Annotated in this window: 13 protein-coding genes; 6 read left to right on the top strand and 7 right to left on the bottom strand. The window is 54.3% G+C overall.

What is annotated here, in order from left to right; genetic code table 11:
* The first annotated feature begins 71 nt into the window (after positions 1-71).
* From hpnH to AC0IM9_RS11910, 3 genes are read left to right on the top strand one after another with little or no spacing between them, the layout of a single operon-like run.
* Positions 72-1,175, top strand: a complete 1,104-nt coding sequence (gene hpnH / locus AC0IM9_RS11900; protein WP_278212702.1) for an adenosyl-hopene transferase HpnH — start codon at positions 72-74, stop codon at positions 1,173-1,175.
* Between the two features lie 36 nt (positions 1,176-1,211).
* The gene (locus tag AC0IM9_RS11905) at positions 1,212-1,817 is read left to right on the top strand and encodes an ABC transporter substrate-binding protein (protein WP_482804134.1); all 606 of its coding nucleotides are present in this window, start codon (positions 1,212-1,214) and stop codon (positions 1,815-1,817) included.
* 20 nt (positions 1,818-1,837) lie between these two features.
* Positions 1,838-2,851, top strand: a complete 1,014-nt coding sequence (locus tag AC0IM9_RS11910; RefSeq protein ID WP_482804153.1) for an MlaA family lipoprotein — start codon at positions 1,838-1,840, stop codon at positions 2,849-2,851.
* A 39-nt stretch (positions 2,852-2,890) separates the two neighbouring features.
* Here the strand turns inward: AC0IM9_RS11910 and AC0IM9_RS11915 are convergent, their stop codons facing one another.
* The 4 genes from AC0IM9_RS11915 to AC0IM9_RS11930 are packed head-to-tail and all read right to left on the bottom strand — an operon-like array spanning position 2,891 to position 6,451.
* Positions 2,891-3,406 (bottom strand): adenine phosphoribosyltransferase, encoded by a 516-nt coding sequence (locus AC0IM9_RS11915; protein WP_482804135.1) that lies wholly within the window; start codon positions 3,404-3,406, stop codon positions 2,891-2,893.
* A gap of 14 nt (positions 3,407-3,420) precedes the next feature.
* Complete coding sequence (gene dxs / locus AC0IM9_RS11920) at positions 3,421-5,283, bottom strand: 1-deoxy-D-xylulose-5-phosphate synthase (RefSeq protein ID WP_482804136.1); 1,863 nt, start codon at positions 5,281-5,283, stop codon at positions 3,421-3,423.
* Between the two features lie 48 nt (positions 5,284-5,331).
* On the bottom strand, positions 5,332-6,225 hold the full coding sequence (gene ispA, locus AC0IM9_RS11925) for a (2E,6E)-farnesyl diphosphate synthase (protein ID WP_482804137.1): 894 nt from the start codon (positions 6,223-6,225) through the stop codon (positions 5,332-5,334).
* Complete coding sequence (locus tag AC0IM9_RS11930) at positions 6,218-6,451, bottom strand: exodeoxyribonuclease VII small subunit (protein WP_140913834.1); 234 nt, start codon at positions 6,449-6,451, stop codon at positions 6,218-6,220. The genes ispA and AC0IM9_RS11930 overlap by 8 nt, the downstream gene beginning before the upstream one ends.
* Positions 6,452-7,000: 549 nt before the next feature.
* Between AC0IM9_RS11930 and AC0IM9_RS11935 the strand changes: the two genes are divergently transcribed.
* Together AC0IM9_RS11935 and parE are read left to right on the top strand one after the other, a co-directional pair.
* Complete coding sequence (locus AC0IM9_RS11935) at positions 7,001-7,495, top strand: phage tail protein (protein WP_278212699.1); 495 nt, start codon at positions 7,001-7,003, stop codon at positions 7,493-7,495.
* A gap of 278 nt (positions 7,496-7,773) precedes the next feature.
* Entirely contained in the window at positions 7,774-9,666 is a 1,893-nt protein-coding gene (gene parE, locus AC0IM9_RS11940; RefSeq protein ID WP_482804138.1) for a DNA topoisomerase IV subunit B, read from the top strand.
* A gap of 40 nt (positions 9,667-9,706) precedes the next feature.
* On the opposite strand, the gene AC0IM9_RS11945 is transcribed toward parE, so the two are convergent.
* Positions 9,707-10,219 carry a hypothetical protein gene (locus AC0IM9_RS11945; protein ID WP_278212697.1) on the bottom strand — a complete coding sequence of 171 codons (513 nt, stop codon included), beginning with the start codon at positions 10,217-10,219 and terminating at the stop codon, positions 9,707-9,709.
* A gap of 221 nt (positions 10,220-10,440) precedes the next feature.
* Between AC0IM9_RS11945 and AC0IM9_RS11950 the strand changes: the two genes are divergently transcribed.
* The gene (locus tag AC0IM9_RS11950) at positions 10,441-11,289 is read left to right on the top strand and encodes a CvfB family protein (RefSeq protein ID WP_482804139.1); all 849 of its coding nucleotides are present in this window, start codon (positions 10,441-10,443) and stop codon (positions 11,287-11,289) included.
* A 56-nt stretch (positions 11,290-11,345) separates the two neighbouring features.
* Here AC0IM9_RS11950 and AC0IM9_RS11955 read toward each other — a convergent pair whose 3' ends face one another.
* Together AC0IM9_RS11955 and fae are read right to left on the bottom strand one after the other, a co-directional pair.
* A complete protein-coding gene (locus tag AC0IM9_RS11955) occupies positions 11,346-11,828 on the bottom strand; it encodes a cytochrome P460 family protein (protein ID WP_482804140.1) in 483 nt (160 codons plus the stop codon).
* A 129-nt stretch (positions 11,829-11,957) separates the two neighbouring features.
* Complete coding sequence (fae, locus tag AC0IM9_RS11960; protein ID WP_140913840.1) at positions 11,958-12,506, bottom strand: formaldehyde-activating enzyme; 549 nt, start codon at positions 12,504-12,506, stop codon at positions 11,958-11,960.
* Positions 12,507-12,586: the final 80 nt, after the last annotated feature.

Below are 12,586 nucleotides of genomic sequence, written 5' to 3' on the forward strand. Positions count from 1 at the left end.
GCTCGAATGCTGTTGTTTTTTTGTAACAGCGTCGCAGCTGAAAGTCTTGAAAGTTTTTGGAGAATAATGCCGTGAGTGTTCCTTTACGTCAGCAATTGGCTGTGGGTAGTTATCTGATCAAGCAAAAAATTAAAGGAGTCAAAAAGTACCCTTTGGTTTTAATGCTGGAGCCTTTGTTCAGATGTAATCTGGCTTGTGCCGGTTGCGGTAAGATCGACTATCCGGACGACATTTTGGATAAGCGCTTGTCTGTGCAAGAGTGTCTGGATGCAGTGGATGAATGCGGTGCGCCGATGGTTTCTATTCCGGGCGGGGAACCATTGATTCACAAGGAAATGCCGCAAATCGTCGAAGGCATCGTCGCCAGAAAGAAATTCGTCTATTTGTGCACCAACGCATTGTTGTTGAGAAAGCGCATCAACGATTACAAGCCGTCGCCTTACCTGACATTCTCTGTGCATCTGGATGGCTTGAAAAACCGTCACGATGCATCGGTCTGTCAGGACGGTGTATTCGATATCGCGGTAGAGGCGATCAAATTGGCTCTCAGCAAGGGGTTTCGGGTTACGATCAACTGCACACTGTTCCAGGGCGAAACCCCGGAAGAAGTCGCCGAGTTTCTGGATTATGCGATGGAACTTGGCGTGGAAGGTGTAACGATTGCGCCTGGCTTCAGTTACGAGAGGGCGCCACGTCAAGACGTCTTTATTAAAGGCTTGGAAGTTAAAAACTTATTCCGCGGCATTTTCAAAATCGGCAAGACCAGAAAGTGGAAGCTGAACCACTCCTCGCTTTATCTGGATTTTCTGGCCGGCAATCAGAACTACGATTGCACACCGTGGGGTAATCCAACCCGCAATGTGTTCGGGTGGCAAAAACCTTGCTATTTGTTAGCGGACGAGGGCAATGCTTCCTCGTTTCAGGAACTGTTGGACTCTACGCCGTGGGAGAAATACGGTACCGTGAAGAATCCCAAATGCGCTAACTGCATGGCGCATTGCGGTTATGAAGCTACTGCGGTTGAAGATACCTTGGCTAATCCGTTGAAAGCCCTGCTTGCAAAGATTCGCGGGCCGAAAACTGCGGGGGACATGTTGCCGGAGAAACAGCCCGAGTTCGTGATGAATTACAAAAAAAGTTCGATTTCGGAAATTCCGGTCAAAGTCGAATCTTAAAATAGTCGCTCTAAATATGAGGTTTCGATAAGCGTTATGTTCAACAGAATGTATTCCGTACTGGGCTTGCTTTTGTTTCTAATGTTCTCTCCGTTGGCGACGGCGGAAGAGCAGACTGCGAGACAGGTGGTCGACGAGTTTCAAAACGAATTGCTGGGCATAATGAAGCAAGGCAAAACCTTGGGCTTCAACGGCCGTTATGACAAATTGGACGTACTGGTTAAGAAAAGTCACGATTTGCCAAAAATCGCTCGTATTGTGGTCGGTAAGCAGTGGGAGGAGTTGACTCCAGAGCAACAGGAAAAATTGGAAACAGTGTTCAGCCGGCTCAGCGTTTCCGCGTATGCGCATAATTTCAAAGATTTTTCCGGGGAATCGTTTAATTTCGTTTCTGAGGAAGAGACTGGCCGCGGCGGCGTGGTAATCCATACCAATTTATTGATTCCCGGCGAGAAAGACGTCAAATTCGACTACATGATGAAGAAAAAGGACGATGGTTGGCGAATTATCAATATAATAGCGGATGGTGTCAGCGATTTGGCATTGAAAAGGTCGGAATATACCAGTGTTTTGAGTCGGGAAGGTTTCGATGCTTTGATTGCCAAAATCAACGAAAAAATTGAAAGTTACGCGAAACAATAGTTTGCCAGGAATTGTGAGTGATGTTTTTTAACCCCTGTTATCAAGGTAAAAGCCAAGCCGGCTTGATGTGGGCCGCGCTGTTTTCCGGTGCTTTATCGGTCGGCGGTTGCGCGAGTACGGAACCAAAAGATCTAGGAGCCACCAATATTGCCGAGTCCAAAACCAATTCGGTCGATCCTTACGAGGGTTTCAACCGATCGATGTATGGTTTCAACATGGGCCTGGATAAGTATTTGCTTAAACCGGTAGCCGACGGTTACAAATTCATTACTCCGGATTTCATGGAAACCGGCGTGACTAATTTTTTCACCAATTTGAAGGGTATCAACGTCGTTTTGAATGACTTCCTACAAGGTAAGGTTAGTCAGGGGGCATCCGATACTGGCCGGTTTTTGACCAACTCGACTATCGGTTTGTTGGGGCTGTTCGATGTTGCCAGTGATTTGGGCATGCAAAGCAATGTCGAGGATTTCGGTCAGACGCTGGCGGTATGGGGAGTCGATCAGGGAGCTTATTTGGTGCTGCCGATTTTAGGCCCGACCACAATTCGCGACGGTTCGGCCAGCATTCTCGATCGGGCGGCAAACCCGAGTACTTACCTGCCGGGCACTGGTATTGTCGAGGGGATTAACGACAGGGCCAATGCCGAAGGTGCATTAAATTTCATCGACGAGGCGGCGTTGGATCCTTACGTGTTTACCCGCGAATCGTTTTTGCAATACCGGCAGAATCTGGTTAACGACGGTAAGCACTCCGCCGAAACTTACGATATCGATGTCGATTCGGCGATAGAGGACGAAACGAGTTCGGCAAAGCCGGCAAAGGCGGTCGACAAGCCGAAGCGACCGGCCGGAAGCGGTTCGTTAGGTCCTCAATCCAGTTTGAATCCTGCTATCGATGGCAACGCGGCAAAATCTGACGCTTTCGAGAATATGTCGCAGTCTTTCGAAAAGGCCGAGGCTCAGTTCGAACAGGCCGCTGCGAAGATGGATGAATTCAGCAGTAAAAAAAAAATGCGGCGTAAACGCCGTTGATTTAGTTTAGAGACGCACGGAGGCGTCTTTTAGTCTAAATCAGTAGTGCAACAGGGAATGCACTTCGTAGCCCGCCAGTTTTTCCCGTCCCGCCAAAAAATCTAATTCCACGACGAAAGCGCAGGCAACGACTTCGGCCCCCAGCTTTTCTATCAATTCGCAACTGGCTTTGGCCGTGCCGCCGGTAGCCAGCAAGTCGTCGATCAATAGCACTTTGTCGTCGCTGTCGACGGCGTCGATATGGACTTCCAGTTCGGCCGAGCCGTATTCCAGGTCGTAAGACACGCTCTGTACGTCGTAAGGCAGTTTGCCGGGTTTGCGCAGCGGTACGAACGGAATGCCCAGCTCCCAGGCGACTAAGGCGCCAAAAATGAAGCCTCTGGCCTCCATGCCGGCCACCGCAGTGATGTCGCGGCCTAAGAACGGATGCAGTAACTGGTGGACCGACAAACGCAACGTGGCCGGGTCTTTGACCAGCGGCGTAATGTCTTTAAAGATAATGCCGGGCTTGGGAAAATCAGGAATATCGCGGATTTTTTTGCGTAAACGGTCCATTTTTCACCTCGTGATTATGCGCAAAAAGCTTCAATCTGCAGGCGGATGCCGTTGACATCGAGCCGGCACAGGCTGAGCAATTCCTCGCGGGAACCCTGCTCGACGAAGCGGTCGGGCAGGCCGATGTTCAGTACCGGCATCAGAATCTTCTGCTGTTGCAGGAACTGCAGTACCGCACTACCGGCGCCGCCGGCAATGACGTTTTCCTCGACCGTGACGAACACGTCGTGGCTTTTGGCCAACTGCAGGATCAAGTCTTCGTCGATCGGTTTCACAAAGCGCATGTTCGCCACTGTGGCGCCCAGTTGCTTGCCGGCTTCGACGGCCGGCGTCACCATCGCCCCCCAGGCCAGAATCGCAATCCGCCCGCCCTGGTGTCTGATTTCACCCTTGCCGATTTCCAGCGTGCTGAGTTCCGGGTTGACCGCCGCACCGGGACCCTTGCCGCGCGGATAACGCACCGCGGCCGGGCCGTGGTGGTGGAAGCCGGTGGTCAGCATCTGCCGGCATTCGTTCTCGTCGGCCGGGGCCATCACCAGCAGATTGGGGATGCAGCGCATATAGCTGTAATCGAACGCGCCGGCATGGGTCGGGCCGTCCGGTCCCACCAGACCGGCTCTATCCAGCGCAAACAGTACATCCAGGTTCTGCAAAGCCACGTCGTGAATCAACTGATCGTAACCGCGTTGCAAAAAGGTCGAATAAATCGCCACCACCGGCTTTGCACCCTGGCAAGCCTGACCGGCGGCCAGGGTCACCGCATGTTGCTCGGCAATCGCCACGTCGAAATAACGCTTCGGAAATTTCTGCGAAAACTCGACCAAGCCCGAACCTTCGCGCATCGCCGGGGTGATACCCAACAGCCGCTCGTCTTGCGCCGCCATATCGCACAACCAACGGCCGAACACCTCGGTATAGGTCGGATGCGGCGACGGTGCCGCCTTCGGTAGAAAATCCTGGGTCGGGTCGAAGGCCGGTACGCCGTGATAGGCCAGCGGATCCTTCTCGGCCGGGGCATAACCCTTGCCCTTTTTGGTCACCACATGCAGGAACACCGGTCCGGTCAAATCCTTCAGATTCTCCAGGGTCGAGACCAGCATCTCCAGATCGTGACCGTCGATCGGCCCGAAATAATTGAAACCCAGCTCCTCGAACAAAGTACCCGGCACGATCATGCCTTTCACATGCTCTTCCGCTTTCCGCGCCAATTCCCAGACACTGGGCATACTGGACAAAGCCTTCTTGCTTTCCTTCTTGACCGACGAATAAAACTTGCTGGATAAAATCTTGGTCAGGTAATTATTCATCGCCCCGACCGGCGGCGAGATCGACATCTCGTTATCGTTCAGAATCACCAACAGATTGGCATTGACGTCGCCGGCATGATTCATCGCCTCGAAGGCCATGCCGCCGGTAATCGAACCGTCGCCGATGATCGCCACCATCTTCTTGTCCTCGCCGCGCAACTGCGAGGCGATCGCCATACCCAGCGCTGCGCTGATCGAGGTCGAGGAATGGCCGACGCCGAAGGCATCGTATTCACTCTCGTCGCGCGACGGAAACGCCGACACCCCGCCGAGGGTGCGAATCGTCGTCATCCGATCCTTGCGCCCGGTCAGAATCTTATGTGGATAAGCCTGATGGCCCACATCCCACACCAACTGGTCCACCGGCGTATCGAACACATAATGCAAAGCCACGGTCAGTTCCACCGTACCCAGGCCCGCGGCGAAATGGCCGCCGGAAATGCTGACCGTGTGCGTCAAATAAGAACGCACCTCATCGGCCAACTGCGGCAGTTGCTCTTTCTTCAGGGCACGGATGTCGGTCGGGCCGGCGATGGTGTCGAGTAGCGGGAAGTTTCCGGAAGATGTCATGTTGTTATTATTTCCTTGGGGCCGCAGGGCGGTGAGAAAAGCAGGGGTCTAGTGGGTGCGCTCGATGATGTACAGGGATAGTGCCCTTAACAGGTCGGCTTCCGGACCGAAATCGGCCAAACTGGCCACCGCTTGCTCGTGCAGTGCCTGGGCTTTTTCTTTTGCTCCGGCCAGACCCAATAAAGCCGGGTAGGTCGGCTTGTCGTTATCCACGTCCTTGCCCTGCGTTTTACCCAGCGTTGCCGTGTCGGCTTCAATGTCGAGAATGTCGTCTTTGACTTGAAACGATAAGCCGATGCATTTGGCGTAATGGTCCAGTTTTTTGGCGGCGTCGGCATCCAGGCCCGGTTTGGACAGGGCCGCTAAGTTGACGCTGGCCCGGATCAAGGCACCGGTTTTGTGAATATGCATGTTTTCCAGTTCTGGCAAAGTCAGTTTGCGTCCGACCGAGCCCAGATCGATGGCTTGGCCGCCGACCATGCCTTGCGAACCGCTGGCGCGGGTCAATGCCGCGATCATCTTGACTCTGGCTTCCGCGCCGACCTTGATGGCGGCGTCGTTGGCCAACACGTCGAAAGCCAGGGCCTGCAGGGCGTCGCCGGCCAGGATCGCCGTGGCTTCGTCGAATGCCTTATGGCAGGTCGGCTTGCCGCGGCGCAGGTCGTCGTTGTCCATCGCCGGCAAGTCGTCGTGGATCAGGGAGTAAACGTGGATGAATTCCACCGCACAGGCCTGGGCGTCCAATTCTTCTTCGCTCAAACCCACGGCCACGCCGGTGGCGTAGGTCAGCAACGGCCGGGTGCGCTTGCCGCCGTCTAAAACGCTGTAGCGCATCGCGGCATGCAGCGTCTGCGGCAAAATGTTGTCGCCGGGCAAGCGGGCGTCCAACGCGCGTTCGACGCGGTTCTGGCAGGCGACTAAATATTCTTTCAACTTACTCATCGGTGAATGGCTCCAAAGTTTGCTGGCCGTTTTTCTCTAATAAAATCTGTACTTTCTGTTCGGCTTCCTGCAAAGCTTGCTGGCAGGTCCGGGTTAAACCGACGCCGCGTTCGAAGAATTTCAACGATTCTTCCAGCGTGATATCGCCGCGCTCCATCTGTTCGACCAACTTTTCCAGTTCGGCCATGGCCTCTTCAAATTGGGCAGCGTTTTTGCGTCTCGACATGGTTTGCGCGGCTATGCTCGAAAAAATGACCGAGCATTATAGTATGTTTTGCCGAGCGGTTGAGTCCGGATTGAGATTGCCGCGTTCCGCCATCGGCAGCCGAGATTGAGGACCCGCTCTCGACAGAGTCCGCCAGTTGCCAATTGGCAGCGGGCCTGCTTGTCCACTGCCTTAGGTGATCTATCTAACGCAACAGTGCAATCACGAACGCATTGGTTTCGTTGCTCTGTCGAAATAGTCCGGGGCGATGCCGAAAAGATACCCGCGATTGGAACCGGGGTAATTGAGCGTTCGAATTTCGTACGATATTTCGTGTAAAAGCGATATGTCGTGGTCAGCAGGCGTTAGGGGAGCTGATGTTTCCTGGGCGGTTTTTGTAAATAATTGCGTGTATTCAATGGGTTGGTTTTTGTTGGTCTCGGTTTGCCAAACATGGCATCGCCCTTGCCAATACAAATTGAAGTCCATCGATTGTGACGACAGATTTTTTAACTGTCGTATTGGCGGCTCTCTTCCAAACCAAATTATCTAACCTTTTGAGGATATGTCATGAAAACAGCTAGCCGTTTTATAAGTGTTGTCTTAGGTGCCTTGATGGCCTCGTCAGCCAGCGCCGCTGCCACTGAGGATGTTGTCAACAATTCGGGCCTGTCGGTCTATTACGAATTTAGCGCCGGCGGTATTTCCACCTATTTCACTGATTGCAAAGGCATGGGGTCGCAGAACGAGGTGGAGCAAACCAGGGTTAATCCGCGCGAAGAGAGCACTACTAAGCTTCCTGGGCGTCTGCAGGTCAAAAATCTTACCTGTAGCAGAGGCTTAACCAAGTCGATGGATTTGTGGAACTGGCGGCAACAAGTTGCCAGTGGGCGGTCGGCCCGGTCGCGGGTCGATGCGACTTTGATTGCCTATGACCAGACGATGACGCCCATCGCGGAATGGAGCTTTAGCCGAGTTTGGCCGGCATCGATCGATTTCAACGACACGACCCCCGGCAGAGAAACCATCGTATTCGCCGCCGACCAAGTGCAACGCCTGCGCTGATCTAAAACCGTGGTGGTCGCCAAGATGGTTGGCTGGCATCCGAAACAGCAAACGGGCCCTGCGAAATGTCGTTCGTCCGGCTTTTCGTCGGGCCTTTCCTTCCCCCCTTCAAAGACCGGCAATTTGATCCGGAACTAGCGGGACTTGGTTCGGCATGAGTCCCGGCAGTCCCGAACCCGCGGTTACGGGCCCGGACATTTGCCCTTGGCCGAGTTTGCGCGGGTAGGTTGACATATAATGGTCCGCCGACACTGGCTGACTACCTTCAAAAACATATCATGACCCAAGAATACAATGCCGCCGCGATCGAGGTGCTGAGCGGCCTGGACCCGGTGCGTAAGCGCCCCGGCATGTATACCGATACCACCCGGCCCAACCATTTGGTGCAGGAAGTGGTCGATAACAGCGTCGACGAAGCGCTGGCCGGATACGCAAAAAACATTGAAGTAACCTTGTTTAAAGACGGCTCGGTCAAGGTCGTCGACGACGGCCGCGGCATGCCGGTCGATATGCATCCGGAACAAGGCATTCCCGGCGTCGAAGTGATCCTGACTCAGCTCCACGCCGGCGGTAAATTTTCCAACAAGAACTACCAGTTCTCCGGCGGTTTGCACGGCGTTGGCGTGTCGGTGGTCAATGCCCTGTCCGAAAAGCTATTGGTCGAGATCAAGCGCGGCGGCGGCGTTTACCAAATGGAATTTGCCGGCGGCGACAAGGTCGGTGAATTGCAGCAAACCGGCAATGTCGGCAAAAACAACACCGGTACCAGCGTGCATTTTTGGCCGGACGCCAAATATTTCGATTCCAACCGGGTTTCCGTCAGCAAACTCAAGCACGTATTGCGCGCCAAGGCCGTTTTGTGTCCGGGCCTGAAAATCGTGCTGCTGTCCGAACTCAGCGACGAGCGGCTGGAATGGTGTTACCAGAACGGCTTACAAGAATATCTGCTGGACCGGGTCGGCGACGCCGAAATTTTTCCGCAGCCGCCGTTCATGGCCAATATGGCCGCCAGCAACGAGGCGGTGGAATGGGGCATCGTCTGGACTCCCGACAGTCTGTCGGAGGCGGTGGCGGAAAGTTACGTCAATCTGGTGCCGACCGCGCAGGGCGGTACCCACGTCAACGGCCTGCGCGCCGGTTTGACCGAAGCGATCCGCGAGTTTCTGGATTTTCGCAATCTGCTGCCGCGCGGCGTCAAGATCGCGCCGGAAGACGTCTGGGAAAACTGCCATTTCGTGCTGTCGGTGAAACTGGAAGATCCGCAATTCTCGGGGCAGACCAAGGAGCGTTTGAGTTCGCGCGAATGCGTGACTTTCGTTTCCGGTGTGGCCAAGGATACGTTCAGCCTGTGGCTGAACCAGCATCCGCAGGAAGGCGAGAAAATCGCCGAGATCATCCTCGCCAGCGCCCAAAAGCGCTTGCGTTCGGCTAAGAAAATCGTGCGTAAGAAAATCACGGCCGGGCCGGCTTTACCCGGCAAACTGGCCGATTGCTCAGGACAGGATCTCAGCCGTACCGAACTGTTCCTGGTCGAGGGCGATTCGGCCGGCGGTTCCGCCAAACAGGCCCGAGACCGCGAGTTCCAGGCCATCATGCCGCTTAGAGGCAAAATTTTGAACACCTGGGAGGTCGATTCCGGCGAGGTCATGGCCTCGCAAGAGGTGCACGACATCGCCGTGGCGCTGGGCATTGAGCCCGATAGCGACGATTTGCAAAACCTGCGTTACGGCAAGGTCTGCATCCTGGCCGATGCCGATTCCGACGGCAACCACATCGCCACCTTGATTTGCGCCTTGTTTTATAAACACTTCAAGGCCTTGGTCGAAGCCGGCCACGTGTTCGTGGCGATGCCGCCGCTGTACCGGATTGACGTCGGCAAAAAGGTGTTTTACGCCTTGGACGAATCCGAACGTTTGGGTGTGCTGGCGCGGATCGAAGCCGAAAAACTCAGCGGCAAGGTCAATATTCAACGCTTCAAAGGCTTGGGCGAAATGAATCCGTCGCAACTGCGCGAAACCACGATGAATCCGGATACGCGCCGGCTGGTGCAGTTGACGGTGCCGGACCACGCCGAGGCGTTTCAGCAGATGGATTTGTTGCTGGCGAAGAAACGCGCCGGCGACCGCAAAAGTTGGCTGGAAGATAAGGGAAATCTGGCCGAGATTTTGTAGTGCAGGGCGGGTACCGAGTTGGTGCCCGCCCGGAGACCGGTCAAATATCCATCAACAGCATTGGAATGCCGTAAGTCAGGATGAAGTAACTGAATGCGTAAATCAGGCTGACACTCATGGTGTATTTGAAAAAACCGCGGAAGATGTAACTGACGATACTGATATACCAAACCACCAGAAATACCGCGATGCCAATGCCGATTTCCTCGCGGTAGGGATGGTGTTTCAACACCAGCCAGTAGTCCAGGCCTTCGGCGGCGATGGCCAGGGTCATGATGAAGTTTTCGCAGACGAAAATCGACGTGTACAACTGGCTGAACAGACTCCATTTTCTTTCGGTCAGCAGCAATACCGCCACGGAACTGAAAGCCATAATAGTGCGGCCCAATACTTCCAGAGTGCCGTCGGCCGGATCGGCAATCAAACTTTCGACGATGATGCCGGACATTAAATAGAACGCCACGTTTTTCCACATAAAGGAATTGGGCGGGACCAAGTCGGCCGGATTATTCAGAAACCAGCAGGAGGACAGGTATTTGAGTAATAAAGTCATGGTGTGTGCTTGCGCTCGGTTTCGAGCGCCGTAACGTGCTGAAAAAACCGGCCATTATAGTCGGTCGTAGCGCTAAATCGATTGAGCTGCGTCAATTGTTGCCGATTTATCGCAGCGTAAGTCGCGGTCAGCCCCAGCGCGATTGCTTGTATAATGCGGCTTCGCTAGTTTTCCAACGCCGGTGCCATGCGGCCGGTCTCGTCTCAATCTCCCGGAATCCCATGATCGAATTAGGTAAAGTCAATGCGTTAACCGTGCTTAGCCGGCGCGATAACCAATATTATTTGGACGGCGGCGAATTGGGAGAGATCGCGTTGGACGATAAACCGCCCGTCACGGAATTGGCGGTCGGTGCAAAAGTCGATGCGTTTGTTTATGTCGACGGCAAAGGCCAAACTTTGGCGACCTTGCAAATGCCGCTGGCGCAAGCCGGCGAGGTGGCTTGGTTAAAGTGCGTCTCGCTGAGCCATGCCGGGGCATTTTTGGATTGGGGCTTGCCTAAGGACTTGTTGTTGCCGTTCAGCGAACAAAAAGGCAAGGTCATCGAAGGCCGCTCCTATCTGGTCCGCTTGTTTCTGGACGAGGACAACCGTATCGCTGCGTCGATGGTGTTGGACGATTTCATTCAGGATCAGGCTTTTTACTACAAGGAAGGCCAGGCCGTGCAATTGGTAATCGCCGAGCATACCGAACTGGGTTTCAAAGCGGTGGTAGACCACCAATACTGGGGCGTGTTGTATAAAAACGAAGTGTTCCAGCCGCTGAAAAAAGGCCAGAAATTGACCGGCTACATCAAGAAGATCCGCCCGGACCACAAACTGGATTTAATCCTCAGCCAGGAAAAGTACGGGCAGAAAGTGGACGCCACCTCGGCGAAGATACTGGATATCCTGGCCCGACGCGGCGGCTATGTGGCGTTGACCGACAAAAGCGATCCGGAGCTGATCTACGACACCTTTGCGGTCAGTAAGAAGGTGTTCAAACAGGCTATTGGCGGTTTGTACAAACAGCGGCGGATATTGATCGAGGCGGACGGTATTCGTTTGCTGGATCGAGCCACGGCCAAATAAGTCGAGCGATAGAGGCGCCGGCAATCGGCGCCTGCCCGGCGGCCGGAAAATCCGGATCAGGGCCGGTATTGAGAAAACACGTAGTCGGTTTTTTGCTCGGAGGCGTGGCAGGCAAAGCAACTCGCTCCGCCATCCTTGACCAAGCGTTCGGTCTTGCTGTTGCCGGCAAAGCCCTCGAAGCCCCAGCCGCCGGTCGCGGCATATTTTTTCGAATCTTTCTGCATCACACCCAGTAGTTTGCGCTCGCCTTCCTGAATGGTTTTATCCTGTTCCTGGTATTGCAACAGATCGAATACCAGCACCGAACCGTCTTGATATTTGCCGGATTTCAATCCGCTTTCGGCTTTTTTATTGGCATAGACGTGGTGCAGGCCTTGAAACGGGTTTTCCAAGGCATGGCCGGGCTGGATCAGCATGGTTTTGGCATGCAGCCAGGTGCGATAGCCTTCCGGATAAGCCACGCTGTGTTCGGCGGCTTGGGCGGAAGCGAAAAGAGTCAGGAACAGTCCGGCGGCGGACAGTGAAAGGCGCGTTTTCATAGCAAAATCTCCCCTGTAGACAAGACAAACTGATTTCGAATCGAAATCAGTTTGTCTTTTTAGGCGGATTTTGCCGGTCTGTCAAATTAATATTGATCCGCTATTAGTGCGTAGCGGGGCGGCGCGCGCTTAAATCTTGCCGTCCAGACCCATTTGAAAGTACTTGTGGACGATTTTTTCCTGGTTTTCCAGCAGCCAATCGATGTCCGGGGTGTTGGTCATGGCTTTATGGATGGCTTTGGCCATGGCTTGACGGTGGATGTCGAACAGAATGCGGTGGTCGAGTTTGTCGTCCTTGATCACGCTCGGATTCAGCCATACCGAGCAAATGATGCCGAGGTCGTTGGCTTTTTCTTTCGGGATGTCGCCGGCGCGCACCGCGTCCAACACGCCGTTGGCGATTGCCGCCTGCACCGTACCCATCAAAATATTGGTATAGCGGCTGTTCTTGACCGTGACCTTGCTGACCATCAACGTCACCGGCCGCACTTGGATATCGGTATTCAAAATCGCGAACACCCGGCTATGGCCCTGGACCTGGTCGCCAGTCAAGGTGGCGATTGCGGTGCCGACCGGCCCGTCCAGCTCGCCGATGATGATTTCCGGCTCGGCAGCGGTGCCGGCCGGGCCGCCGGCGACCAAGGCTTCGCCGGTACGCATAACGATTCTTTCGCTCATGTGGTTCTCCAATTTGAAGTGAGTCAGTTAAGGTTTTTAGCAGTTACTCTGTTCGAAAACGCGGCTTGGCGCGGGATCAA

This window comes from Methylomonas sp. Uni0011, assembly GCF_056850255.1.

Bases quoted from the DNA above. Each gene is read 5' to 3' on its own strand.
- AC0IM9_RS11905 (WP_482804134.1), top strand. From the start codon at position 1,212: ATGTTCAACAGAATGTATTCCGTACTGGGCTTGCTTTTGTTTCTAATG.
- AC0IM9_RS11910 (WP_482804153.1), top strand. From the start codon at position 1,838: ATGTTTTTTAACCCCTGTTATCAAGGTAAAAGCCAAGCCGGCTTGATG.
- AC0IM9_RS11915 (WP_482804135.1), bottom strand. From the start codon at position 3,406: ATGGACCGTTTACGCAAAAAAATCCGCGATATTCCTGATTTTCCCAAG.
- dxs (WP_482804136.1), bottom strand. From the start codon at position 5,283: ATGACATCTTCCGGAAACTTCCCGCTACTCGACACCATCGCCGGCCCG.
- ispA (WP_482804137.1), bottom strand. From the start codon at position 6,225: ATGAGTAAGTTGAAAGAATATTTAGTCGCCTGCCAGAACCGCGTCGAA.
- AC0IM9_RS11930 (WP_140913834.1), bottom strand. From the start codon at position 6,451: ATGTCGAGACGCAAAAACGCTGCCCAATTTGAAGAGGCCATGGCCGAA.
- AC0IM9_RS11935 (WP_278212699.1), top strand. From the start codon at position 7,001: ATGAAAACAGCTAGCCGTTTTATAAGTGTTGTCTTAGGTGCCTTGATG.
- parE (WP_482804138.1), top strand. From the start codon at position 7,774: ATGACCCAAGAATACAATGCCGCCGCGATCGAGGTGCTGAGCGGCCTG.
- AC0IM9_RS11945 (WP_278212697.1), bottom strand. From the start codon at position 10,219: ATGACTTTATTACTCAAATACCTGTCCTCCTGCTGGTTTCTGAATAAT.
- AC0IM9_RS11950 (WP_482804139.1), top strand. From the start codon at position 10,441: ATGATCGAATTAGGTAAAGTCAATGCGTTAACCGTGCTTAGCCGGCGC.
- AC0IM9_RS11955 (WP_482804140.1), bottom strand. From the start codon at position 11,828: ATGAAAACGCGCCTTTCACTGTCCGCCGCCGGACTGTTCCTGACTCTT.
- fae (WP_140913840.1), bottom strand. From the start codon at position 12,506: ATGAGCGAAAGAATCGTTATGCGTACCGGCGAAGCCTTGGTCGCCGGC.